This is a genomic window from Oscillospiraceae bacterium, from assembly GCA_035380125.1.
Taxonomy (GTDB): Bacteria; Bacillota; Clostridia; order Oscillospirales; family JAKOTC01; genus DAOPZJ01.
The window spans coordinates 13,727-38,618 of record DAOSWV010000001.1; the positions used below are offsets into that span (position 1 = coordinate 13,727).

Consider the following 24,892-nt stretch of genomic DNA (forward strand, 5'->3'; position numbering starts at 1 on the left):
TCGGGCGATTACGAATCGCCCCTACAATGACAAATTTAATCATAAAATCTTATTTTGGGGTTGCCATTTTGAGATAGGTTGTTATAATGCTTATTAGAATAAATCGTTGTGCGCAACGATTTTATAAAACCATTGGTTTTATATGAAAAACACTTTTTCAAAGCATTTTCAGTTCAATGCATTGTATACATGCCTGCTTGGGCGGGACTTCGGGGGACGAATCCCCACCCATACAAGTTCAGCAGTCATTATATAATGAAATGAAGCAACGCAATCATGCGTGGGAGGATTTTATGAAATACACCATCGATCTTTACAAAACAGCCGTCGAAAATTCCGACAGGGCTTTTGACAATCTGCTCCGCAACCAGATGATTCGGACGACCGATTGGCAGCGCGGCGGCTATCTGAGCAAGGATTTCGGTATCGTGCCTTATGGCGCGGGCGGTTCGGTCAGTACCGCGATCATGCTCTATTTCTGCCCCGAGAGCAAATTTTATCAAAGCGACGAGGCCTATAACGCCGCCGACCTGCTGTTCACGTTTTTATATGACAACCTGCGCCCGTCGGGCGTCATCGACTATCACGTCGCCAACTTTTATTCCGCACCCGATACGTCGTTCACTAATATCGGGCTGTGCAAAACCTATAATTTCATCAAGAACCGCGACGAGGGCGCACGCGGCGAAGAACTGAAAAAGCGGCTTTACGACGCGCTTTCCAAACTCGCGGACGGTATCTTCACCGGCGGCTTCCATACGCCCAATCACCGCTGGGTCGAGTCGGCGGCGCTGTCGCTTGCAATGAACATCACCGGCAAAAAGGAATACCTTAATCGCATTAACGCCTTTTTAAACGAGGGCATCGACTGCAACGAGTACGGCGAATACACCGAACGCTCCACCGGTGGCTATAACTATGTCAACAACATGGCGATGCTGATTCTGGCCGAAGAACTTAATAAACCCGAACTGCTCGAACCGGTGCGCCGCAACCTCAAGATGATGGCCGCCTATTACCATACCAATTACGAAATTTTTACCCAGAACTCCACGCGTCAGGATAAGGGAACCACGGTCTACGCCGACAAATACATCTATCAGTATCTCAAAGCCGGGCATCTGCTCAAAGACGATGAACTGCTCGGAATGGCCCGTGCGGTCATCGACGACTGCTTGAGTCACGGACGCAATTTCCAGGTCGGCCTGACCGAAATGATGACTGAACCGGAACTCGTCGAAATCCCCGACATCGCACCCGCGATGCCCGTCGAATACGATTATCATTTCAAGGATTCGGGTATTGTTCGCATGGCGCACAACGGCATGACCGTGTCGATCATGGAAAACAACGAGACGTTTTTCTTCCTGCAGTCCGGAGAGGTGGATATGTATATCCGGGGCGGCATCCACTTCTTCAACGAGCGGCATATCAAGGTGCAAAATATCCGCAAGACCGCCGATGGCTATATCATGGACTACCACGGCGAGGGTACTTATTACCTGCCGTATAAAGAATATCAGGGCACCAGCGACTTTAACAAAATGGACCGCTCCAAGCGTGATACCACCGGCCCGATCACGGTCGATGCGGCTTTGGAGGTCAAACGCACCGAAAAGGGTTTTGCCATCCGCATGAAGATGGACGGCTGCACCAAAGTTCCCGTGCGTTTCGAGATGGGCGTGAACCCCAATGCGGTCATCTTCGGCGACGGCTATACGATCCGCGCCAATGCCGGCGGGAAACTGGTCGCCTCCAAGGGTTATGTCAAGGTGGAGATGGGTACGAGCGGCGTGAAAATCGGCCCGGCATTCGCCGAGACCTTCATCACCGAAGGGCTGTTCGGTTCGGTGCCGGTCTCCGGTTCGAAATACAACCTCTTTTTTAACGCATTGACTCCGTTTGAACGCGAATTCACCATCGAGCCGATCGAACATATCGAGGATTAATAAATATTTTAAAACCAAAAAATCCGACTGCTGCCGCGGTCGGATTTTTTGTCTTGCGGGAGGGGTATGATGGGTAAGAGAAGTGGTTGGTAAGTATTATCCTGCAGGGGAATCGGCAATGCTGCAGTCTGCGGGGATCAGTTCGCGGCGGGCGCTCGGATCGACGCCCTCGTGATTCAGATGAAAGCCCACACAGTATTCCGTATTCGCCCGCATCGCGCTGACAGCGCTTTTCACCAGCAGCGGACAATCGAGGAGCGCCTTTTGATACAGCATTTCCAAAGCTGCGGTATGCGCTTCCTGCTTTTTGTCCGCGAGGTCCTGCGGATTTTTATGCGAACCTGTTTCAAAGGCGCGCACGATGTTTCTGCGGTCAATCAGGCGGGTGCAAAACCGCTGCGCCCGAATGGATTTTTTAATGGCTTTTTCGGGGATCCCCGGCCACAGAGAGGCCAGCGCCGCATAATCGAGATCGGAAATCGGGAAGCACTCGAAACGCTCTGCTTTCAGGCTGCGATTTTTTATGATGTAACAATCAAACGCGGATTCGATTTTAAAGTGGTCGCCGAGCCCCCGGCTGTTTCCGTACACATAAGGATGGCAGCTGCGGTCGAGCGCGTAATGGCAGATCAGGCCGAGCAGATACGCCAGCGCGGCGCCTTCGCGGTTTTCTTTAAACATGGGTGCGAACATTTGAATCGCGGGGCGCGAGTGGCAGTTGAGTCCGTGGCGGAAGACGCGGTTGGGCCGGTAGGTTTTATAATAATAGAAGATGTCCGGCCCCTGAAGGCCGATTTCGTATTCCCGGCGGTGGTTGTGGATCACAGCCATCAGTTCGGGATCGAGCCGTTTTATCATCTCTTGGCCGAATTGGTAATGCGCCATGCAAGCCGGCATAAAATACACCTTTCTTTGTTGTTTGGATTCGTTATGGGGGTCGGCCGTTTATCAAGGCCTGCTTATATTGTATCGGGTGTATGTAAAAATCGTCATCGCTCAAATGTAAAACCTTTATCAAACGAAAACAGGCCGGAAAACCGGCCTGCCGATGTTTAAAATGCGCTTTTATTTCTTTTTTACGGCGGAAATGAGGGCTTTCAGCGCGGCAAATACGAATGCCGCGACCGGCCAGATCAGCCAAGTGATACCCCATCTTCCGGAAAGGAAACTCCAAACCAGATAGACGGCGACCACGAGCGGCCAAAAGATGCCGCCGAGTTTTTCATGCTGTTCCTCCTGTTCGCGCTGCGGTTTGGCATAATCGCCCTCGGAGAGCAGACGGTTGTATCCGTTCATAATTACGCCGACCCGAACGAACATGAAGGCCGCCACCGAGACGATAGCTAACAGCACGGCGACAAGTCCGATCAGAATACTTTCTTCTGCGTTCAAAGCACCCGCGACGACCAGCGGCAGCGCGCATAAAATGCACAGCGCCACGCCGATGACGATGCTTACCGTATGGGTCTTGGAAAATGCGTCGCGCCGTTCCCGAACGATGCCTTCCGCGCCGTATTCCAGTTCGAAATTGTTGTTTTGCAGATAATGATAGCGGCTCATGGAGGTGCCGCTGATGATGAACAGTGCGACTGCCGCGGCGACGATCAAGAGCAATGCCGCAACGCCTATGGCAGCGCCGGCGCTTTCCGTGATGCCGATGGCTTCGGAATTGCCGGCAAGTTCGATCACGGCGATCGGAGAGAGAATGCTCAGCAGCACACCCCAAGCCGTCCGTTTGGCAAATTGCCGATTGTCTTTCAGATAGTCGTTCATCTCCTGAACCGTGATGCGCTTTCCGGCGGTATCGTCGGTGTCGGAATAGACGGCGGTGTCGAGGTCGTCTTTCAATAGATAATCGGTCGTCACCCCGAAGAGTTTCGCCATGTCCAGAATCCGGTTGATATCCGGAATGGCGGCGGCGCTCTCCCACTTGGAGATGGACTGTCTGGAGACGTTGAGTTTCTCGGCCAAATCTTCCTGCGACCAGCCGTTATTTTTGCGCAAGGTCAAAATTTTATCCGCTAAGATCATGTGAAATCCTCCTGTTATTATTTCATGTGCGGGCTTGGACCGAAGGCCTTCGGATCGTCCTGCGCCGCCTGATGCAGCGGTTTCCGGAGCCGCCGCATCGCAATAAAAGAATAGCAAATCGGCGGGTTACATGCTATCAATCCGGCTTATAAAATGCCGCAACCGACAGTTGCATTTTGCAAAAATCCCGAACTTTTTCAAAAAATCGGGTAATCTTTTTCAATTATAGCATGGTTTTTAAAAAAATAGAAGCGGTGCTGTGTAGGGGCGATACGGGTCACGGCCCGACGCGTTCGCCCGCGGCGGGTTGTAAACAACTCGTGTTCCTGTAGGGAAGGGTCTTGACCCTTCCGCGTGAACGCAATTCGGGCCGAATTGCGTTCACCAAAGGTTAATTACCTTTGCTTAATCCATTCAATATAACTTCGCGTTCCCGCAGGTATTACGCAAGCGCGTTTCTCCGGCGGAACGCGCTTGCTCGGAAGGGTCAAGACCCTTCCCTACAAAGATTCGCCGGAACTGGTGAACCCATTCCGCCGGTTTGATTTCACCCATTGCACGCCTTGATTTTTTCGTATGTGACCCTTATAATGATTGCGGATTAACACAGCTGTCGTTTTTTATTTGCGCTGAGCGTTTTTTAAAAAGAAAAGGAGTATGATCATGCGGACTGTAAACACCCTGAGAGATTGGGATTTTTTTGACGAGGACTTGCCCATATCCGCTGTCGGGTCGGACGAAACCGATTTTAAAGCGGTAACCGTGCCCCACGACTGGGCGATCTCCCGCCCGTTGGTGCATCGGGAAGCCGAGGTCCAGCTGTCTTTGAATACCCTCCACGACGACCCTAAATTTACGTTTGCGTCGGCGCAGGGTTTTTACGAGCGCTGGGGAGTGGCGTGGTATCGCCGGAAACTGGATTTTGTCCTGTCCGAAGAGCAGACCGCCTGGCTGACTTTTGACGGGGTGTTTCACGAATCCACTTTATACAACAACGGAACCGAGGTGGGTCGGCACAGCTATGGCTATACCCCCTTTGTAATTCCCGTGAAGCCGGGAAACGTCGCCCTGCGGGTGGACAACTCGCCCGCTCATCTGGCTGACCGATGGTATTCCGGCTGCGGCATCATCCGGCCGGTCACTTTGACGGTCACAGACAAACTGCACATCAAGCCCTTCGGGATTTCCGTCACCACGCCGGAAATTTCCGACGATTCGGCCACTGTCGCCGTGTCCGTTCAAGTGAAAAACGACTTTGCTGAAAATAAAAATGCCGCAATCAATATACAACTGATTGACCCCAACGGAAATACTTGCGCTTCAACGGAAATCACTCTGGCCATATCTGCCGGGGCTTGCATTTCCGGAGAAGCCAAGCTGACGATTCCGAACCCCCGTCGCTGGGATATCACCGATCCGGCGCTGTATACCTGCAAAATCACACTGAGCCGGGACGGGAAAGCCGTGAATTGTGTTGAGCAACGTTTCGGCATCCGCACCGCCGTACTGATCCCCGGCAAGGGCTTTTATTTAAACGGCAAAAATGTCAAACTGAAAGGCGTCAATCTCCATCATGATCTCGGCATGACCGGAGCGGCCTGGCACAAGGGGTTGGCGCGCCAGCGGTTGGAGGCACTAAAAGCCATTTCCTGCAATGCCATCCGCACCAGCCACAATCCTCCTGCCGCCGAGCTGCTGGACCTCTGCGATGAGATGGGCTTTTTGGTGATGGACGAGGCCTTTGACAAATGGGAGACCCTGCGGTACGGCCGGATTTTTGACGCCTGTTGGAAAAACGATTTGGATGCGACGATCGACCGCGACCGCAATCACCCCTCGGTGGTAATTTGGAGTGTGGGAAACGAGGTCAACCATCAAGGGCACGACGACATGATCGGGCGGCTGAAAATGCTGACCGATCGGGTCAGGGAAAAAGACCCCACCCGTCCGGTCACTTTCGCCATGGAGCCACACGCCTTCGACCCGGCACAAAACGCGCTTTCCCCCGCCGAAAAGGCCGAACTGGTGGAAAAAATGCTTCCCTATATCGACCTCATCTCCTGCAATTATCAAGAGCAGTGGTATGACGAATATCATAAACGGATGCCCGACGCGCTGATCGTGGGAACCGAGACCTTCCCCTTCTATCGGGGGCAGGCAAAACGGTTTGACGCTTATCTGCCCGTGAACCCGTGGCTGGACTGCAAAAAAGATCATGTGGTCGGTCAGTTCATGTGGGCGGGCATCGATTATCTGGGCGAGGCCGTGGGCTGCGGGGGCTGGCCTGTTCGGGGCTGGTCGGGCGGGGTGATCGACACCGCCGGGCAGCTGAAAGCAAAAGCCCAGCTGACCCGTTCCATGTGGTCGCAAGAACCCATGATTGCTATGGCGGTCTGCGACGATACCTTAAAAAACCCCATGGAACCCGGTCCCTGGAGCAGCCCCAAATGGGCCGAGGGATGGAACTTTGAGCATCTGGACGCCACTTGCGTGCGGATGAATGTGTTTACCAACTGCGAGGAGGCGGAGATTCGTCAAGGCGAGACTCCGCTGCTGCGCCGCCGAATAGACGAATTCCCGGGCGGTTTTATGGAATTTTTTATCCCCTGGGCAAAGGGTGAAATCACGGCAGTGGGTTTCAATGCCGGGCAGGAGGTGTGCCGACAGACCGTCAAAACCGCCGATGAGCCCACGCGGATTCAACTGGCCGCCAAGGCCTATGAAGACGGGGACGGTACCCCAATTATTCGGGTGGAGGCGTTGGCTGCGGATGAGCAGGGAACGCCCTGTTACCGGTGTGAGCAGAAAATTACTTTCCACGCAGGAGAGGGGCTTTCTTTGCTGGGCACGGACAACGGTGACCTCACCGACCATACGCCGTATGCGTCTGCCTGCCGGGCTTTATATCACGGCTGCTGTGTGGCCTGCTTTACAGAGGAAACAAACGGCCCGATCACCGTTTCGGTTGTCACAGACGAGGGTTTATGCGGGGAAATTACGGTTTAAAGGCCGAATAGAACCTGCGGAACGGGTGAACCCTTCCGCCGCTGTTGTACAGCCGCAGCTGTTTCAGCCGCAGTTCTTGTAGGGAAAGGTCTTGACCTTTCCGCGTGAACCCGGTTCGACCCGAATCGGGTTCACCAAAGGTTTGCTGTCTTTGCCTAATCCATTCAATACAACTTTGTGTTCCCGCAGATATTACGCGGGCGCGTTCCATCGGTGGAACGCGCCTGCTCGGAAGGGTCAAGACCCTTCCCTACAAAGATCAGGCGGAACGGGAAACCCGTTCCGCCGGTTTTGTTTATCGTTTTTATGAAAACAGGGTGCAGCCGCTTTTTTTAAAATCTTCAACTTTCCGGCGCAGTTCCGCCTCACTCACATTGAATTTTGCGGCAAGGCAGGCGTAGCAGAGAAATTCCTTTGCGCTGCGGTTCACCAGCCGCCTGTAGAGCGCAGTTTCATCGGCGGTCAGTTCCTTTTGGCAGGCAAAGCAGCGGGTCATTCCGCTTTTACCAGTTTTGCGCGGAATATTCTGCAGTCCCCGGCGGGAACATGGAACAGCGCGAAATCCTTTTTGACGCCGATGTGTTCGCCCGAGATCAGATCGGTGAAATCGAACGCCATGCCGCACAGCGGGTCAAGCCCGATTTCATAATAGGGCAGGATGGCGGTCTTTTCGTCGTCATGGACGTTGAACATGGCCACAGCGTAGTCGCCGTCGGAGAGATATTTAAAGCAGATGGTGTTGTCATAGATGCCGTGGTTGTCCTCCACGAATATCGGCGGGCGGGCGTCCTTGTCGCGGCAGATCTCAATAAGCGCCTTGTTGGTGATAAGCGCCTTGTTTTCCGGCGTCAGCTTACGAACATCGCAGCCCAGCATAAGCGGCGCGGAAAACATGCACCACATCGCAAAATGGTAGCGATACTGCGCATCGGTGCAGCCCTTGCCGAAACCGATGTTGCCGCTTCCGCGCAGCCCGGTCACCAGCATATCCACGTCGTTAAAGCAGCCGGGCGCCGAATAACAGAGCTTGTCTTTCTGCCCGTTAGAGATTTCTTGAATGGAAGCAAATGTGTCGGTGATATCTCCGGTAGAGCGGTACATATGCGCACCGACCGAACGCGCCCAGCTCCAGACGTCTTCTACGCCCCAGTTGCAGGCGGAAAACAGAATCGGGCGCCCTGTGGAGCGCAGCGCCATGGACATACGCGAATAGGAGAGCTTGTTGGGCATACTGGGGTGGTAGCAGTTATCGTATTTCAGCAAGTCGATGCCCACGCCCGCAAAATATTCCGCGTCCTGAAATTCATGACCGAAACTGCCCGGATAACCCGCGCAGGTCATGACGCCGCAGCAGGTATACATCCCGAATTTTAAACCCTTCGAATGGACGTAGTCGGCCACGAATTTCATTCCGTGGGGGAACTTTTCGGGGTCTGCGACCAGATTTCCGTCAGCGTCGCGTTCTCTGCAGCTCCAGCAGTCGTCGATGACCAAATATTCATAGCCCGCGTCAAGCAGTCCTTCCGCCACCATTGCGTCTGCGGTCTCCATAATCAGATGTTCGTTGATGTTTTTTGTGAAGGTGTTCCAGGAATTCCAGCCCATAGGCGCTTTTTGTGCAAGCATAATTGTTCCAACTTTCTTATATTTTTTACGATATGCATTTTCATTTTACTGCTAGACTGGCTTCTGTTTGACAAAAAGGGACTGACCGTCAGCGAAACCTTCAAAACGCCGAGATTATCCACGTCGATGAACGGATGCGGCAAGTAAAATTTTATAGATGGCCGACAGATATCGGTTTTTGATGTACATGCGATAACCCCCTTGAGGATTGTCCATTATTATATCATACAAAAGCAGAATAAAAAAGATTGGTCAACGAAAATTAAGTAGTAGAAACACTGAATTGGTAAGGATAAATCTGGTGTTTGATTGCGTTTTTGTTTTGTATGCGTTATAATATAGAAAATATTGTAACGGGCTATGAATATGGGGGGACATTGCATATGAAAAAGGCCATCGTAATCCTGTTGTCAGTCGCCCTGCTCGTGTCGCTTGCGGGGTGCCATGCCGTAACCCCGAGCGGCAGTTCGAGCGTCTCCGTCAGCCCGAGCAGCGAAGCCCAGTCCGCCATAACCGGCGAATCTGTAGCTTCTTCCAAAGAGGTCTTCAGTATCCCTTCGACAATAGGAACGCCTACTGATCACGTCACTTATCTGTATGATTCCGATTATTATCCCGTTTCACATATGAAAGAAGGCGCTCAAATTTTATCCGGTGATGTGGGTATGTGTGGTTTTGTCAACGAATATATCGGAAGAACACCGAGTGTGGAAAATCTGAAAAGGCATTATATAAAAGATATGTACGATGATAGCGGAAAAACTCTATTTGATGAATCAGAGTATTCGTTGTCAGATCTATTCATTTGTTCAAACGGGGACTGGGACTTTTTCCCGACAAAAGTTCGATATGAAAAATACACGTTGCAAAATCAACCCGACAAGCCCGAGTGGGACGAATATTTTATGAGCAGAATCAAGGAAGTATCGGATGTGACTCCGCTCATTTATACAAATGCTTACTTTTTCGATTGGAACGGAGACGGCATAGAGGATGCGTTGGTTTATGCCTGCAATACATTTGATTCAAACGAAGATTGCGAACCGAATCCGCCTTATTACGATAAAACCGCAACGTATAACTTATCGGTACTCTTTTTAAGCGGAAATATACCATTCGAAATTGATGGTTATGTCACAGACTATGTCACCAAGAAACCCTGTGATAATGATAATCGCGAAACTTATAATGAATCAATAGATCATTTTGATAGTCATGAGAAATCCGCAATTCAATATGATTCGGAAGGCAATTTGATGGTCTGTCCGATTTTTATTAGAGGTGAATACATGGTAGTTGAGGAGGACATTGTGATTCTGAGTGACATCGACGGCGACGGCAAAACGGAATTGATTATAATAGACGTCAACGAATATAGTGGTATTAATATCTATAAGTTGATTAACGGAAAACCGATCAAAGTATTCAAAATATTTGAAGGGGCTTAATAAAAGGGGGGACAATCTATATGAGAAAAACCATGGTAATCCTGCTGTCAGTCGCCCTGCTCGTGTCGCTTGCGGGGTGCCGCAGTGTAACCCCGAGTAGAAGTTCGAGTGTTATCAGCAGTCCGAGCAGCGTTTCTGCGATATCTTCCGAAGAAGATTCTGATATTTCGGAAATTAGTATTGTATCAGTTACTTCTTCCGAAGAAACTTCTGAAATGACCGCAACCAATGGAACACCGGAGGACCACATCACTTATATCGCAGGTTATGCTGTTTCTTATATGAAACAAGGGATTGAAATTCTTACAGTTGATAGAGGCATCAGTTGGGATGTTGCGGAAATCGCACCGAATGTACCTGATTGGGAAACATTAGAGAAACATTATGTGTCGGTGATGAACAGCAATGGTGAAAAAATTCCGTCCGAAGAACCGGGAAATTCAAATGCAGAAGTAGTTGTGAGTTCAAACGGGAACTGGGACTTTTTCCCGACAAAAGTGCGATATGAAGAATACACCATGCAAAATCAACCGAATAATCCCGAATGGGACGATTACTTTAGGAGCAGAATTCAAGAGAAATCCGATGACACACCAGTGATTTATCTGGATGCCTGGTTTTTTGATTGGAACGGAGACGGCATTGAAGATGCTTTTGTCAATGCCAGCAATATGATTTATACCACCGAAGATAAGCCCAAGCCCAATCCGCCTTATGCCGATAATACTTCGGTTTACATGTTATCCGCTCTGTTTTTGAGCGGAAATGACCCGCTTGAGACCTCCGGCTATGTTTGGGATTGCTTTACCAAGGAACCTTTGGAAGGCGAAGGCATATCCTATAATCTTTCAAAAGAAGGTCGGGGAGGAAGTACTATATCGGCAATCCAATACGATTCTGAGGGCAATTTAATGATATGCCCTGTTTATGAAGGCGGATATTGGTTTGACATCATTTATGAGGACACCATGGTTCTGAGCGATATTGACGGCGATGGAGTATCGGAATGGATTGTTTTTAATCTAAGTGAATACACCGGAATTATTGTTTATAAGTTGATTGACGGAAAACCGGTTGAGATATTCGGGCAAGCAATGGGAGCTTAAATTGAGAGGAAAAATCCATATGAAAAAGATAGTCGTAATCCTGTTGTCAATCACCATTCTCTTGTCAATTGCAGGGTGCCAAATTACTGATCCAAGCAGCAGTCAATTTGAAAGCAGTTCGAGCGTTATCAACAACCCGGTCAGCGTTTCTTCGACACCTTCAAAAGCGTCATCTGCCGTATCCCAAACCGGCAACGAGTCCGCTACTTCATCTGCAGACTCATTCGCCATGACCGCAACCAACGGAACGCCGGAGAATCATATCACTTATATTTATTACACTATACCTATTTCATATATGAAACAGGGTATGCAAATCCTTACGGGCGATGGGGGTTGGTATAATGATGTTAATGAAATCGTTAAAAATGCACCAAGTGCAGAAAATCTAAAAAAGCACTATATTATAGATATGTATAGCGATTTTGCAAATATACCGGCTATTGATGAGTATCCGGAATTAACAGATGGATTTATATGCTCAAATGGAGAATGGGACTTTTTCCCAACTAAAGTTCGATATGAAGAATATGCATTTGATCATCAACCTAACAAACCGGAATGGGATGAATATTTTAATAAATTGATTTCAAATCATTGTAATAATACCCCATTAATTTATATCAACGCTTGGTTATTTGATTGGAACGGAGACGGCATAGAAGATGCCTATGTCAATGCCTGTAACCTTTTTTATTTAAATGAAAATCGCAATCCCAATCCACCTTATTACGATGATACTGGGACATATACTCTGACAGTGTTCTTTTTAAGCGGTAATGAACCTATTTGCAATAGTGATGATATTGTTTTTAATTATGTATCCAAAGAGCCTCTCACTGATGATAATATCGCTTCTTATATTGCAGACGATGGTTCTGGTTCAGAGGATTATAGTACAGAGAATTATTGTTATGACGGATGGATCTCGATTCAATATGATTCACAAGGTGATTTGATCAAATGCCCGATCTTTATCTCCGGTGAATGGGGTAAATCTTATGAATATGAGATAATCATATGTGATATTGACGGTGATGGAAACTCCGAGTTGATTACAACCAATTATAATGAATACAGCCCGTATGTTGTATATAAACTTATTGATGGAAAACCTATTGAAGTGTTTCGTATTACAAGGCCGGCATGATATTAAAGAATTATTTGGTTTTTCTACCCCAATTTCCTCGCTCCTTCAATATGTAATCCGCGCAATCCCGCATAAATATAGCTCGAGAGCGGACGGTGCCAGGCGTTAAAGGTGTGCGCGGCGACGTAAATCTCGTTTTGATCCCGCGCGACGACCACGGGCGTATGGTAAAAATGGCCGCTCGAATCGCAAAGCTGAATCAAATCGCCGGGCAGCAGTAATTCTGTGGGAACCTCCTGCGCATACGGCCCGACCGAATCGTTATTGACCAAAAAATTATATAAAAATTCCACACCGCTCCACGAGGGGGTGCGGTCGTTTAAACTGTTGCAGTACCACCCAAAAACGGGTTTATAATTCATCACGCCGCAGCCCGCGTACATGCACTGCGAGGCGAAATTGGTACAGTCCCCGCCCATCCCGTCGAAATTCGGGAAGCGGGGATTGCGCCCAAACGCCCATTTTTCGGCGTACCGCACCACCGCTGCCCGGTTATATGTAATGGTTTTTAACATTCGCATTCCCCCAATAAAAGAGTTGAGATTCACCCTATCATATGAAAAAAGCGCTGTCTTTGCGCTATCAACCACGCCCCGTCTTTGCGAGGAAAGCGCGTAGCTCAGCTACGCGCATGACGAAGCAATCCAGAGTATAAGCGATCGGATTTTATATTTCTGGATTGCCGCGCTTCGCTCGCAAAGACGGGGATGGATTTGCCGCGGGGCGAAAACCCCTCGCAAAGACGGAGGATAAACGCAGTAGGGGCGATTCAAAATCGCCCGAAAGGCGGTGCATAAGATACGGGCGATTGCGAATCGCCCCTACACATTCGGATGCCGACCGTGACAAGGTTACGGTATGCAGGTCAGGAATTCGTAAAATATAATCAGTACCTATTTCGTACTGAGGAGGTAATTTTATGATTTATAAATATTTGATCGGCGCAGCGATCGGCGGACTTTTCGGCTATTTCGTGCTTTACAAGCTGATCGGCTGTTCCAACGGCAGCTGCCCGATCACCAAAAATCCGATTGTATCAACTATTGTCGGCATCCTGCTTGGGGTGCTGCTTACATTCGCAATTTTCCCGGCGGCAGAATCCACCGCTGATAATACCGGCAGCAGCGTTCAAAGCACCGTCGTCGCATACCAAAAGATATCGGCGCAGGACGCCAAAGCCAGAATGGACAGCGGGGACGATGTTATCATTCTCGACGTCCGAACCCAATCAGAGTTTGAGGCAGGACATATCCCGGATGCGATTTTAGTGCCTAATGAGACCATCATCAACACAAAGCCAGCTTTGCTTCCCGACCTCAACGCGGAGATTTTGGTATACTGCCGTTCCGGAAACCGCAGTGCACAGGCCGCGAATAAGCTGATCGCAATAGGTTATACCAACGTCTATGACTTCGGCGGCATCATCGACTGGCCGTATGGGACGGTCACGGGCGATTAATTCCCGCCGGTTATAGAATTCTGTTATATAACATAGGGCCTGCCGCTTAGAATGCGGCAGGCCCGGTCTTTGGCAAAGAAGAGCTTTCAATATAAAATCAATATCAACCCAGCATGAGGTGCAGAGGCGTGGGGTTGGCGATATTGTCGCTGACGGGGCATCTGCTTTCAACCGTCTTCAGCCATTTGTCCAATGTCTCCTGGTTTGCATCCGTGTCCGGCATCAGCGTCACTCGAATGTCATTGTATCCCGCCCGGCCGCTTGTTGATTGACCCGTAAATTTTGCGGGGTCCAAATCCCCCTGCAAATCAATTTCCAAACCGTTCAACCGAAACCCCATCTCGCCGGCGACCAGATGCCCGACCACATTCAGACAGCCCGAAAGCGCGGCCAGCAGGTATTCGACGGGATTTGCCCCGCCGTTTGTGCCTCCCAGGCTTTCCGGTTCGTCGATGGTCATGGTGAAGCCCCTGGTTGTGACGACGGTTTTGGTGTTGTTTTCGCTCTTTGCGGTTACGCCGAATTTGATGTTTGGCATAAAAATTCCTCCTTTTTTGATAGTATTAGCCGCCGCGCTCCGCTTATTCGGGTGAAAAAGCGGTAAAAAAGGGCAAAAAAGAGTAGTGTCCGTCAGCATGGTTTAAACCCGAAACAAATAGACAACTCTTATAAAACGTGCTATAATCTTAAAAAATTTAAAACTTTTCGAAAAAGTTTTAACTTAAAAGTGATGGAGATTCAATGATTACAGTATCTGATGTCAGCCTCGGTTTTGGCGGAACCGTTCTTTTCAAACATGTTGACCTGAAGTTCCTCACGGGGAACTGCTACGGTATCATCGGGGCAAACGGTGCCGGAAAATCAACTTTTATCCGCATTCTCTGCGGCGAACTCGAACCCACAACGGGCGAGGTCATTATTCCGAAAAATCTTCGGTTGTCCGTGTTGAAGCAGGATCATTTCGCTTTTGACGAATTTAACGTTCTGGACACGGTGACGATGGGCAACCCCCGCCTTCACGAAATTATCAAGCAAAAAGAAGCGCTGTACGCAAAGGAGACCTTCACGGAAGAGGACGGGGTTTTGGCGTCCGAACTGGAGGGTGAATTTGCCGAACTGAACGGCTGGGAGTCCGATTCCGAGGCGTCGAAGCTGATTCAGGGGCTCGGGCTTTCTGAGGAGTTGCTGTATTCACAGATGTCAACCCTTTCGGGAAACGAAAAGGTGAAAGTTTTGCTTGCCCAGGCCCTGTTCGGCAATCCCGACATCATCCTTTTGGACGAGCCGACGAATCATCTGGATATCGATGCGATCAGCTGGCTCGAGGAGTTCCTCGCCGAATACGCGGGCACCGTTTTGGTGGTTTCGCACGACCGCCACTTTTTAAACAACGTCTGTACGCATATTGTGGATATCGATTACGGCAAGATCAAGATGTATGTCGGAAACTACGAATTTTGGTATGAATCCAGCCAGTTGATCCAGCGTTTGCTCAAACAGCAGAATAAGAAAAACGAGGAAAGGGTCAAGGAGCTTCAGACCTTTATCGAGCGATTTTCCGCCAATAAATCGAAGTCCAAGCAGGCGACATCCAGAAAAAAACTGCTTGATAAACTCACCGTTGACGAGATGCCCTCCTCCAGCAGAAAATATCCGTACATCGGGTTCACCATGGACAGAGAAGCCGGGAAGGACATCCTTTCCGTCCGCGGCATTTCAAAAACCGTTGACGGCGTAAAGATTTTGAACAATGTTTCGTTTTCCGTCAACAACGGCGATAAAGTTGCGTTTATCGGGGAAAGCGAGCAGGCGGTCACGATGTTGTTTAAAATCATCATGGGTGAGACGGAGCCGGATGAAGGCAGCATCAAATGGGGCGTGACGATTTCAAAGTCCTATTTTCCCATTGACAATTCAAAGTTTTTCAACAACTGCACGCTTTCGATCTTGGATTGGATGCGGCAGTATACGACCGATGAAACCGAAACCTATCTGCGCGGTTTCTTAGGCAAAATGCTGTTTTCGGGAGACGATGTCTATAAACCCGTCAATGTCCTCTCGGGCGGCGAGAGGGTGCGCTGTATGTTTTCGCGGATGATGCTTTTCAGTGCAAACACGCTGATTTTGGACCATCCGACAAACCACCTGGACCTTGAATCGATCACCGCAGTCAATAACGCGCTGGTTGATTTCAAAGGCAATGTGTTTTTTGCCACGCACGACTACGAAATCATTCAAACCACCGCAAACAGGATCATCGAAATCCTGCCCGACGGCGTCATTGACCGGGAAGGCACTTATGAGCAATATCTGGAATATCGCAAAAACCTGCCGCTTCCCAAGGTGACCCTTTGATTTGTTGGCCGGAGTGAACGTGGCGGATGTTTGAAGTAGGGCGTGACGACTCGGCACGCCGCTTTATGTAGGGAGCGACGCCCTCGTCGCTCCGTGTCGTAACATTGTAGGGGTCGGCGTCAAAGCCGCCCTTTCTGGCGGTATGACGCCCCGCGCGGATTCGCAAAGGTGAATGTGTTCTGTGTTTCGTTATGAGTAGGGCGGGGTGACCACACCCCGCCGCACTTCGTTTTATCGTTAATATGTAGGGAGCGCCGACTCGGCGCTCCGTTATTTTGCGTTAAAATCGCATAAATCGGTGTCGATATTGCTCCTCGCCAATGTAGGGGCGAACTGCGTTCGCCCGAACCCACCCTGGCGCTTTGCGCCATCCCTCCACAGAGGGGAATTATCCTGTAGGGGTCGGCATCCCTGACGACCCAGCGGGCGAAAAGCCCGCAAAAAACACGCTTACTGATGTGGTGATATGGTGACTTTCATGTAGGGAGCGACGACTCGGCGCTCCGTGCGAACACGCCCGCCGTGTCGGATAAACCCGCGCACGGTACCGAATTTTTTCCTCTTTACTCTACCTTGTTCGTTAATTCGGCGCGTCAAGGATGCCGCGCCCTACAATTTATAACTCCCGTCGTGTCGGATTTACCTGTGCACGGTACCGAACTTTTTTTCTCTTTTCCTCTTCTTTAGCCGTTAATTCTTCCCAAGGTGACTCTTTGATTTTTTGATTGGCTGTCAAATGATGATAATTGGTTGAAAATGGATTTATTTTGTGGTAAAATGGCTGTGTAGATTTTAGTGGAAGGGAAATTTTCATGAAAAAAACAGTTTTTTTGCTATCTGCTATGTTAATATCTATTTCAATGGTTTCTTGCGGTTCTAATAACAACATTATTTCTCCATCACAATCGAGCAGCAATATTTCCGCAATCATAGAACAAAGTCAAACAACAGCGAGCGTTCCAGAGCAAAGTCAAGTACCGTCATTAGCTTCGTCAACTCAGCAAAGTCAAGCGGTAATGCATTCTACGATTGAGCCAATATATGATGAGGTAAGAAATTTTTCGGATGGTTTAGCAGCGGTTTGTATCAACGACAAGTGGGGATACATTTACAAAACAGGTAAAGTGGTTGTTCCGATAAAATATGGTTTTGTCGGGAGCTCATATTCCTTGTATGACGGAGACCAGGACGGCGACTTTAGCTGCGGTTTGGCAATGGTGAGAATGAATGGAAAATATGGATATATCGATAAAACCGGAAAAGAAGTTGTACCATTAAAATATGACAACGAATACAAATTTTGCGAGGGAATGGCTGCTGTTTGCTTGAATGATTAATGGGGTTTTATAGACACAACAGGCAAAGAGATTGTTCCGCTGAAATATGACAGTGTTTCCTATTTCCAAGATGGCATGGCTGCTGTATCAAACGGAGGAGAATATTATCATTTCTTTGATGAAGAAATGGGTGAAATGTCCGGATATGACGGCAGTAAGTGGGGATTTATCGACACCGCAGGCAAAGAAGTTGTACCCTGCCAATATAACATTTATTCTAACTTCACTGATGGTGTAGCAATCATAAATACCGGCACAAACGGAAATCAAGGTAACCATTATGGAGTCATAGACAAAACCGGAAAAATGATTGTTCCTGTCGGAAAATATACTTGGTTTGGCGATATATCAGATGGTATGATAGCTGCCTGTAGTGGCAGCGAATATCCAAGTAACAAATGGGGATTTATTGATGTGTCGGGAAAAGAAGTAATTCCATGCATTTATAGTTTTACGATAGAAGGAATTATTCCTTCCTTTTCCGAGGGTTTAGCATGGTGTGGATGCGGTCTTATGGATAAAGACGGTAAATTTTTGATAGACGCAACCCGCTATGATAAAATTTGGTTCTTTCATGAAGGTATGGTTTGGGTTCAATTAAACAATAAATATGGCTTTATCGACAACAAAGGCAACGAGGTTGTAATTCCCAAATATGGATATGTTCGTGATTTTAAAGAAGGATTTGCAGCGGTTTGCTTAAACAAATCGCAGCATAGCGAGTGGGGTTATATCGACAAAACAGGAAAAGAAATAACACCTTTTATATATTCAGGTGCTGAAAGCTTTAATGAGGGATATGCCGCGGTCAGCGTTGGCAATAATGATAATGTAAAATGGGGATTTATCAATCAAGCGGGAACTCTCGTTGTAGAATGCCAATATGAAGATGTTAACCGATATCAAGAGGGTATGGCAGCTGTTTGCTTGAATGATAAATGGGGATTTATTTCTTTCTCTAATTAAAATCATTACCACAAATTCTACAAAAAAAGCATAATCAGAGGATGCGCGTGGATGAATTTATGTTTACACATGAAGAGGTGCATATTTTTTGATCTTAAAAAACTGCACCTCCCTAAGCCCGCGCCGAAGCCGGGCTTTTTCTGCGTGCAAAATTAAAGGGTACGTTAAGTAGGGCGGGGTGACCACACCCCGCCGCACCTCGTTTTACCGTTAATATGTAGGGAGCGACGCCCTCGTCGCTCCGCTATTTTGCATGAAACCGCATAAACCGGTGTCGATATTACTCCTCGTCAATGTAGGGGCGAACTGCGTTCGCCCGAACCCACCCTGGCGTTTTGCGTCCTACCCCTAAGGCGTCAAAGCCGCCCACGAGCGCCTTTCGAGTGACAGGATGTCGAAAGGTTCAACTCCTCCCGTTCGGGCAAAAAACGAGTTTTTTGGTCGTGAGTGAAACACCCGCCACGGCGGTTGTTCGGAGTCTTAGACTCCTCCCGAAAAGGCACCATCGGGCGCCTTTCGAGTGACAGGATGTCGAAAGGTTCAACCCCTCTCGTTCGGGCAAAAAACGAGTTTTTTGGTCGTGAGTGAAACACCCGCCACGGCGGGCGTTCGGAGTCTTCGACTCCTCCCGAAAAGGCACCATCGGGCGCCTTTCGAGTGACAGGATGTCGAAAGGTTCGACCCCTCCCTGCGGGCATAAAATAAAGAGGGACTGTAAAAGTCCCTCTTTATTTTATGGTCGGAGTGACAGGAGTCGAACCTGCGGCCTCTTGAACCCCATTCAAGCGCGATACCAAACTTCGCCACACCCCGATATGAAACGCCGTCTTCACGGCTAAAATATTATATAACCATTTGACCGCGTTGTCAACCGTTTTCATGACCTTCGGCGAAAAAATCGCGCTGAACAGAGTTCCCTCCGCCAAATGAATTTGCGGAGGGGACTCTGTGGCATTTTATCTTGCAGCTGACCTTTTTGCACGGGTTTGAACCTACCCGTTTTTCACCCATTCGCTGTAAAGAGTGTCAATTCTCTCCTCAAGCTGACTCTTTTTCTCATATAACGCTTTCATATTCTGAAAATCCGCGTTTTGCAAATCCGATTCGATTTCCGCAATCACACTTTTTAATTCGGTTTCCGCCTCATGGATTAAATCCTCGGTGGGGATTTCCTTTTCGGGGTGGATCTTGATTTTATCTTTGTCTTTGCCTTTTGTCACCGTAGCCTTGGGTTTATTGACCGGGATTTCAACCGGACGGGTCAGTTCGAGATACTCGTCGAACTCGCAGCCGTATTCCGTGATGACGCCGTTCTCCATGCTCCAAATCCGATCGGCGAATTTGTTCAGAAAATACCGGTCATGGGAGACGAACAGCATTGTGCCCTCGAAATCGGTCAGGGCGTTTTCAATCCATTCCCGCGTCGCGATGTCCAGATGATTCGTGGGTTCGTCGAGCAGAAGAAAATTAACGTTATTCTGCATTAGCATGCAGAGTTTCAATCGGCTTTTTTCTCCGCCTGAGAGCGTTCCGACCTTTTTCATCACATCGGCGGCTTTAAAGTGGAATCCCGCAAGAATGCTTCTGGTTTTTTCTTCAGACAAACCCGCATCGAATCGCAGTGTGTCAAGTACAGTCGCACCTTCGTTTTCAAAGGCGATAATTTGCGGCATATATGCCGGTTTCACACTGGGGCCGAGTTTGATTTTGCCGCTGTCGCACGGTTCTTCGCCCATCAGTATTCTTAAAAGTGTGGTTTTCCCGCAGCCGTTCGCGCCGACCAGCGCAATGCGGTCGTTTCGGCGTATTTTCAAATCCAGATGATTCAAAAGGACTTTTTCCCCGTAGCTTTTGTATACGGAATCAAATGCAACAAGTTCTTTGGCCGCATAGCTTCCGCTGTCAAACTCCGCCGTCAACTTTTTGGCGGTGACCGGTTTATCAACCTTATCCATCTGCTCGATGCGTTTTTCCATCGCAAACGCCCGTTTATGCATTGCTTTGTTATCTGCGATTTTTGCCCATTCATGCATCCGTTTGGCGGCAGTCTCGAGCTGACGGATTTTTTTCTGCTGCTGTTCGTATTGCTCCGATTGGGTCAAAAACCTGCGTTCTTTTTCCTCGATGAAATAACTGTAGTTGCCCGCGTAAAAGTCCGCTTTTCCATCGGTGATCTCGATGATGCGTGTGACGACGCGGTCTAGAAACACCCGGTCGTGCGAGATCACGACTACGGTTCCCTTGAATTCATTCAAGAATTTTTCAAGCCATTCGAGCGATGCCAAATCGAGGTGATTGGTCGGTTCGTCGAGCAGCAGGATGTCGCAGTCGCGCAAGAGAATCCGCGCCAAGTTTACCCGTGATTTTTCTCCGCCGCTCAGTTGATTAAACAGACATTTCCGCATTTTCTCATCAATATTCATGCCGTTGCAGACCTTATCCAATTTCACTTCGGTCTCATAGCCGCCAAGACGTTCGTATTCTTCCAAAAGATGTCCGTAGCGAAGCAAAACCGAGGGGTCTTCGTCGCCCTCGATCTGTTTCATTTCATGATGGATGTCCGTTATTTCCTGAAACGACGAGCGTAAAATATCTTCTACCGCATCATTTTCCCCGAATTCGGGAATCTGCGCCATCATCTCGACCCGCTTACCCGACGCTTTGGATACGCTGCCGCTCTCATAGAGCTCTTCGCCCGTCAATACCTTGAAAAGTGTGGTTTTTCCGGAGCCGTTTCTGCCAAGCAACCCGACTTTTTCACCGGTATAAACTTCAAACGTGATGCCTTTAATCACATGGTTCGAGCCGTAATATTTATTCAGTTCATAAGTTGCTATATCAATCATATTAAAAACTCCTATATTTAGATCAGAACACATAAAAATACCCTGCGCGGCTTGTTTTGCCTGCACAGGGAACTCCGAATCAGTCAAAGGAGCGCGTTAAATGAACGGCTATTTGTGAAGCGGTGAGTGGCATTCAAAACAAACAGAATTCTTTAAAAGGGCAGAGTTATCCCTTGTGTCGGCGATTTTGAATGCTCTTTGAGTCCGGAAATCACTGCCGGGGAAAAACTTTTTGGAACGGAAAACGAAAATTTGCTGCATGCTGCTCACCACCTTTCAAGCGGATTTGCTGTATTATAACATGGAATTTCCGTTTTGACAATCCCTTCTATGATTGAGCTGCGATTGTGACTGAATCACGGTGAAAAACAGGAACATGCGGTAATATACAAACATAAATGATTCTTATTTTCGGGTTGAAATTTCTATAATAAACCATTATAATCAAGAGCAGAGGAGGTGCTTGAATGTATTGCACCAGAAAAATCAAAGATGATCTGATTTATATCGGCAGCGACGACCGGCGGCTCGCGATGTTCGAGGGCGTCTATTCGGTCGAGCGCGGCGTTTCATATAATTCTTATCTGCTTTTGGACGAAAAGATTGTGGTTTTCGACACCGTTGACAAAGCGGTAGGGAAAGTGTTCTTTGAAAATCTCGAACACGAGCTTGCGGGCAAAACCCCCGATTATGTGATTGTTCAGCACATGGAACCCGACCACTCGGCAACGCTTACCGATCTCGTCTGCCGCTATCCCGACATCACCATCGTCTGCAGCGCAAAGTCCGCCGTGCTGATGAACCAGTTTTTTGATCTCGGTGACGCCAAGATTCAGGTGGTGAGCGAGGGCGAAATTCTCGACACCGGCAGGCACAAGCTCTGCTTTATCATGGCGCCGATGGTGCATTGGCCCGAGGTCATGACGACCTACGACCACACCGACAGAATTTTATTTTCGGCGGATGCGTTCGGTACGTTCGGCGCGCTCAACGGCGCTTTGTTCGCCGACGAAGTCGATTTCGAGCGCGATTACCTCGGCGAAGCCAGACGGTATTACTGCAACATCGTCGGCAAATACGGCCCGTCCACACAATCGCTTCTGAATAAAATGGCCGAAGTTCCGGTCGAGATGCTTTGCCCGCTGCACGGCTTTGTCTGGCGCGAAAACCTCGAATTTTACATTGAAAAATACCGCCGTTGGAGCAGCTATACCCCGGAGGAAAACGGCGTAATGATCGCCTATGCGTCGATTTACGGCAATACCGAAAACGCGGCGCAGATCATCTCTTCGCGCCTGCGGGACCGCGGCGTCAAAACCGTGATGTTCGACGTTTCGGTGACGCCCGCGTCCGAAATTGTAGCGGAGGCATTCCGCTGGAGCCATTTGCTGTTCGCTTCATCCACCTACAATATGGGCGTGTTCGTGACGATGGACGAACTGCTGCGCGATCTGGCGGCGCATAATATCCAAAACCGCACCGTAGCACTTGTCGAAAACGGCTCATGGGCGCCGGTTTCGGGCAAACTGATGCGCGAAATCCTCGGCAGCTGCAAAAACCTGACCTTTATCGAAAACGCAATTACGATCAAATCCTCGCTCAAAGAAGCGCAGCTTTCCGAACTCGACGCACTGGTCGATGCGATTGCAGCCTCCGTGGCCCGATATCCGGACAAGGCGTAAAATCACGCTGATTCCGGTTTACCCATAAACATCAAATCCGATCAAACGAAAGGGGAAAACGAAAATGAAAAAGTATGTATGCAACGTCTGCGGTTGGGAGTACGACGAGGAAAAAGGCGATCCTGATAACGGCATCGCGCCCGGCACCAAATTCGAAGATCTGCCCGACGATTTCATGTGTCCGGTCTGCGGCGCGGGAAAAGATGAATTTTCTCCGGCATAAGCGCACACCCATCAGAACTCGTTAAAAACCCCCTGTCATTCAAATGGCAGGGGGTTTTGATGTCTTTTCGTGAACGGCAAATCAGGCCATCCAGTGTAATTGTTCCCAATACGCGGGTCCTGTATTGGATTGCGGTGTGCCGGGTGTGCTTCGGCCTTGTGTGATATATTGTGTCAACAATGCTTTCAATTCTTCTACGATTTCGGGGTGATCCGCGATCACATTGACCTTTTCCGCTATGTCCGAATCCAAATCATAAAGTTGGAACGAAGGCGATCCCTCCGGCTCTTCGCCGGGCCTCGGATAACTCCATCCGCCCGATCCGGGACACAGTTCCAACTTCCACTGACCTTTCCGAATAGAGAAAGACCCGTCGATGGAATGATGCACGGTGGCTTCCCGCAGCGGCTTTTGATAGGTTTCACCCAGCCAGACGGGCAGGTTGCTCACGCTGTCTTCTCCGGCATTTTCCGGCAGTTGATAACCGACGATGTCGGCCACGGTGGCCATCAGGTCAATCAGGCAGACCGGCTCGGCCGAAGTGCTGCCGGGCTGAATTTTACCAGGCCAGCTGACCAGCAGCGGGATTCTGTGTCCGCCTTCGTAAATATCCGCTTTATGTCCCCGGAAAATGTAGCTGGGGTTATGGCCGAGCTGCGCCAGTGCTTTTAAGTCGGCCACATGAGAACACCCGTTGTCACTGGTATAGATGACGATGGTGTTGTCCGTCAGATTCAGCTGTTTCAGTTTTTCCATCACTTGTCCGACGACGTCGTCGCACATCAACACAAAATCGCCGTAGCTGTTCGTTTTCGATTTTCCCACAAATTCACCGATCGGAAGAATCGGCGCATGGGGCGCCGGCAGCGGAAAGTACAGGAAAAACGGCTTGTCCGCCCATTTTTCGATGATATCCAACGCTTTCTCGGTGACTTTCGGCAGAACCTGCTCATGCTTAAAATCGGGCGCGGTCGGCCCCAATCGCCAAAATCTCATAATGTCGGGGCTTTCGGTTTCGTGATCGGGGAGCTGCGTTACCTTTTCGTTTTCGATATATACATAGGGCGGCATATCCAGCGAAGCGCTGATACCGAAGTAATAATCAAATCCGTGATCGCAGGGACCGCCTTTGATCGGAGCCGAAAAATCAATTCCTTTGCTGTCTCTGTATCCGGGTTCTTCAACAAATGATCCCGTGGTTCCCCAATTCAATCCCAAATGCCATTTCCCGATACAGGCCGTCTTATAACCCTTTTCTCGCAACATATCGGCGACGGTCAAGCGGTCCTGTTCGATCAGAGACGGTGAATACCCGCCAAGTACATGATGTTTTAATCTGGAGCGCCAGTTATATCTTCCGGTCAGAACCGAATATCGAGACGGCGTGCATACCGCAGAGGATGCATGGGCATCGGTAAAAGCCATGCCGGAATCGGCCAGACGGTCAAAATTCGGGGTGTGGATTTTCGAATTCTCGTTCAAACAGGATAAGTCCCCATATCCCATATCATCCGCCAGAATGTAAATAATATTGGGAGAGCCGGTTTCATTTTTCATGATAATACCTCTTGCACCTTTAATATTTAAATGATATGGTTGATATCATATGTGGTTATTATATCGGCAATTCGGTTTCAGGTCAAGCGCGGCTGTGACTGTAATTTCCATACCATTTAAGGCCTATCTGCACTTCATCGGTTGTATTTTT

19 protein-coding genes and 1 tRNA gene are annotated in these 24,892 nt (G+C 48.9%); 11 read left to right on the top strand and 9 right to left on the bottom strand.

Features of this window, described 5'->3' with window-relative positions; translation table 11 throughout:
- Nucleotides 1-293: 293 nt before the first annotated feature.
- Nucleotides 294-1,949: a hypothetical protein gene (locus tag PK629_00060; GenBank protein ID HOP09867.1), complete on the top strand. Its 1,656-nt coding sequence runs from the start codon at nucleotides 294-296 to the stop codon at nucleotides 1,947-1,949.
- Between the two features lie 96 nt (nucleotides 1,950-2,045).
- Here the strand turns inward: PK629_00060 and PK629_00065 are convergent, their stop codons facing one another.
- Nucleotides 2,046-2,846, bottom strand: a complete 801-nt coding sequence (locus PK629_00065; protein HOP09868.1) for a zinc dependent phospholipase C family protein — start codon at nucleotides 2,844-2,846, stop codon at nucleotides 2,046-2,048.
- Between the two features lie 168 nt (nucleotides 2,847-3,014).
- The gene (locus tag PK629_00070; protein ID HOP09869.1) at nucleotides 3,015-3,980 is read right to left on the bottom strand and encodes a helix-turn-helix transcriptional regulator; all 966 of its coding nucleotides are present in this window, start codon (nucleotides 3,978-3,980) and stop codon (nucleotides 3,015-3,017) included.
- 663 nt (nucleotides 3,981-4,643) lie between these two features.
- On the opposite strand from PK629_00070, the gene PK629_00075 reads away from it, so the two are divergent.
- Nucleotides 4,644-6,986 (top strand): glycoside hydrolase family 2 TIM barrel-domain containing protein, encoded by a 2,343-nt coding sequence (locus tag PK629_00075; GenBank protein ID HOP09870.1) that lies wholly within the window; start codon nucleotides 4,644-4,646, stop codon nucleotides 6,984-6,986.
- A gap of 304 nt (nucleotides 6,987-7,290) precedes the next feature.
- Here the strand turns inward: PK629_00075 and PK629_00080 are convergent, their stop codons facing one another.
- Both PK629_00080 and PK629_00085 read right to left on the bottom strand, forming a co-directional pair.
- Nucleotides 7,291-7,482, bottom strand: coding sequence for a hypothetical protein (locus PK629_00080; GenBank protein ID HOP09871.1), 192 nt, complete (start codon nucleotides 7,480-7,482; stop codon nucleotides 7,291-7,293).
- Nucleotides 7,479-8,612, bottom strand: a complete 1,134-nt coding sequence (locus PK629_00085; GenBank protein ID HOP09872.1) for a glycoside hydrolase family 27 protein — start codon at nucleotides 8,610-8,612, stop codon at nucleotides 7,479-7,481. The genes PK629_00080 and PK629_00085 overlap by 4 nt, the downstream gene beginning before the upstream one ends.
- Nucleotides 8,613-8,995: 383 nt before the next feature.
- On the opposite strand from PK629_00085, the gene PK629_00090 reads away from it, so the two are divergent.
- From PK629_00090 to PK629_00100, 3 genes are read left to right on the top strand one after another with little or no spacing between them, the layout of a single operon-like run.
- Nucleotides 8,996-10,060: a hypothetical protein gene (locus PK629_00090; GenBank protein HOP09873.1), complete on the top strand. Its 1,065-nt coding sequence runs from the start codon at nucleotides 8,996-8,998 to the stop codon at nucleotides 10,058-10,060.
- Between the two features lie 20 nt (nucleotides 10,061-10,080).
- Entirely contained in the window at nucleotides 10,081-11,166 is a 1,086-nt protein-coding gene (locus PK629_00095; protein ID HOP09874.1) for a hypothetical protein, read from the top strand.
- 19 nt (nucleotides 11,167-11,185) lie between these two features.
- Nucleotides 11,186-12,316, top strand: coding sequence for a hypothetical protein (locus PK629_00100; GenBank protein ID HOP09875.1), 1,131 nt, complete (start codon nucleotides 11,186-11,188; stop codon nucleotides 12,314-12,316).
- A 23-nt stretch (nucleotides 12,317-12,339) separates the two neighbouring features.
- Here the strand turns inward: PK629_00100 and PK629_00105 are convergent, their stop codons facing one another.
- Entirely contained in the window at nucleotides 12,340-12,831 is a 492-nt protein-coding gene (locus tag PK629_00105) for an amidase domain-containing protein (GenBank protein ID HOP09876.1), read from the bottom strand.
- A 536-nt stretch (nucleotides 12,832-13,367) separates the two neighbouring features.
- Between PK629_00105 and PK629_00110 the strand changes: the two genes are divergently transcribed.
- Nucleotides 13,368-13,775 (top strand): rhodanese-like domain-containing protein, encoded by a 408-nt coding sequence (locus PK629_00110; GenBank protein HOP09877.1) that lies wholly within the window; start codon nucleotides 13,368-13,370, stop codon nucleotides 13,773-13,775.
- 103 nt (nucleotides 13,776-13,878) lie between these two features.
- On the opposite strand, the gene PK629_00115 is transcribed toward PK629_00110, so the two are convergent.
- Nucleotides 13,879-14,313 (bottom strand): OsmC family protein, encoded by a 435-nt coding sequence (locus PK629_00115; GenBank protein HOP09878.1) that lies wholly within the window; start codon nucleotides 14,311-14,313, stop codon nucleotides 13,879-13,881.
- Between the two features lie 203 nt (nucleotides 14,314-14,516).
- Between PK629_00115 and PK629_00120 the strand changes: the two genes are divergently transcribed.
- The 3 genes from PK629_00120 to PK629_00130 all read left to right on the top strand — a co-directional run bounded on the left by PK629_00120 (nucleotide 14,517) and on the right by PK629_00130 (nucleotide 18,433).
- Nucleotides 14,517-16,130, top strand: coding sequence for an ABC-F family ATP-binding cassette domain-containing protein (locus tag PK629_00120; GenBank protein ID HOP09879.1), 1,614 nt, complete (start codon nucleotides 14,517-14,519; stop codon nucleotides 16,128-16,130).
- Between the two features lie 812 nt (nucleotides 16,131-16,942).
- Entirely contained in the window at nucleotides 16,943-17,467 is a 525-nt protein-coding gene (locus PK629_00125) for a WG repeat-containing protein (protein HOP09880.1), read from the top strand.
- A 9-nt stretch (nucleotides 17,468-17,476) separates the two neighbouring features.
- Entirely contained in the window at nucleotides 17,477-18,433 is a 957-nt protein-coding gene (locus PK629_00130) for a WG repeat-containing protein (GenBank protein HOP09881.1), read from the top strand.
- Between the two features lie 736 nt (nucleotides 18,434-19,169).
- Here PK629_00130 and PK629_00135 read toward each other — a convergent pair.
- Both PK629_00135 and abc-f read right to left on the bottom strand, forming a co-directional pair.
- Nucleotides 19,170-19,246, bottom strand: a tRNA-Pro gene (locus PK629_00135).
- A gap of 179 nt (nucleotides 19,247-19,425) precedes the next feature.
- Nucleotides 19,426-21,279 (bottom strand): ABC-F type ribosomal protection protein, encoded by a 1,854-nt coding sequence (gene abc-f, locus PK629_00140; protein ID HOP09882.1) that lies wholly within the window; start codon nucleotides 21,277-21,279, stop codon nucleotides 19,426-19,428.
- Between the two features lie 467 nt (nucleotides 21,280-21,746).
- Here abc-f and PK629_00145 point away from each other — a divergent pair, with 467 nt between their 5' ends.
- Both PK629_00145 and PK629_00150 read left to right on the top strand, forming a co-directional pair.
- Nucleotides 21,747-22,961 (top strand): FprA family A-type flavoprotein, encoded by a 1,215-nt coding sequence (locus tag PK629_00145; GenBank protein ID HOP09883.1) that lies wholly within the window; start codon nucleotides 21,747-21,749, stop codon nucleotides 22,959-22,961.
- Between the two features lie 64 nt (nucleotides 22,962-23,025).
- Nucleotides 23,026-23,184, top strand: coding sequence for a rubredoxin (locus PK629_00150; GenBank protein HOP09884.1), 159 nt, complete (start codon nucleotides 23,026-23,028; stop codon nucleotides 23,182-23,184).
- Nucleotides 23,185-23,265: 81 nt separating this feature from the next.
- On the opposite strand, the gene PK629_00155 is transcribed toward PK629_00150, so the two are convergent.
- On the bottom strand, nucleotides 23,266-24,741 hold the full coding sequence (locus tag PK629_00155) for an arylsulfatase (protein ID HOP09885.1): 1,476 nt from the start codon (nucleotides 24,739-24,741) through the stop codon (nucleotides 23,266-23,268).
- Between the last annotated feature and the right edge of the window lie 151 nt (nucleotides 24,742-24,892).

Bases quoted from the DNA above. Each gene is read 5' to 3' on its own strand.
- PK629_00155 (HOP09885.1), bottom strand. From the start codon at position 24,741: ATGAAAAATGAAACCGGCTCTCCCAATATTATTTACATTCTGGCGGAT.
- PK629_00070 (HOP09869.1), bottom strand. From the start codon at position 3,980: ATGATCTTAGCGGATAAAATTTTGACCTTGCGCAAAAATAACGGCTGG.
- PK629_00060 (HOP09867.1), top strand. From the start codon at position 294: ATGAAATACACCATCGATCTTTACAAAACAGCCGTCGAAAATTCCGAC.
- PK629_00105 (HOP09876.1), bottom strand. From the start codon at position 12,831: ATGTTAAAAACCATTACATATAACCGGGCAGCGGTGGTGCGGTACGCC.
- PK629_00080 (HOP09871.1), bottom strand. From the start codon at position 7,482: ATGACCCGCTGCTTTGCCTGCCAAAAGGAACTGACCGCCGATGAAACT.
- PK629_00095 (HOP09874.1), top strand. From the start codon at position 10,081: ATGAGAAAAACCATGGTAATCCTGCTGTCAGTCGCCCTGCTCGTGTCG.
- PK629_00115 (HOP09878.1), bottom strand. From the start codon at position 14,313: ATGCCAAACATCAAATTCGGCGTAACCGCAAAGAGCGAAAACAACACC.
- PK629_00085 (HOP09872.1), bottom strand. From the start codon at position 8,612: ATGCTTGCACAAAAAGCGCCTATGGGCTGGAATTCCTGGAACACCTTC.
- PK629_00065 (HOP09868.1), bottom strand. From the start codon at position 2,846: ATGCCGGCTTGCATGGCGCATTACCAATTCGGCCAAGAGATGATAAAA.
- PK629_00125 (HOP09880.1), top strand. From the start codon at position 16,943: ATGAAAAAAACAGTTTTTTTGCTATCTGCTATGTTAATATCTATTTCA.
- PK629_00150 (HOP09884.1), top strand. From the start codon at position 23,026: ATGAAAAAGTATGTATGCAACGTCTGCGGTTGGGAGTACGACGAGGAA.
- PK629_00075 (HOP09870.1), top strand. From the start codon at position 4,644: ATGCGGACTGTAAACACCCTGAGAGATTGGGATTTTTTTGACGAGGAC.
- PK629_00100 (HOP09875.1), top strand. From the start codon at position 11,186: ATGAAAAAGATAGTCGTAATCCTGTTGTCAATCACCATTCTCTTGTCA.
- PK629_00145 (HOP09883.1), top strand. From the start codon at position 21,747: ATGTATTGCACCAGAAAAATCAAAGATGATCTGATTTATATCGGCAGC.
- PK629_00090 (HOP09873.1), top strand. From the start codon at position 8,996: ATGAAAAAGGCCATCGTAATCCTGTTGTCAGTCGCCCTGCTCGTGTCG.
- PK629_00120 (HOP09879.1), top strand. From the start codon at position 14,517: ATGATTACAGTATCTGATGTCAGCCTCGGTTTTGGCGGAACCGTTCTT.
- abc-f (HOP09882.1), bottom strand. From the start codon at position 21,279: ATGATTGATATAGCAACTTATGAACTGAATAAATATTACGGCTCGAAC.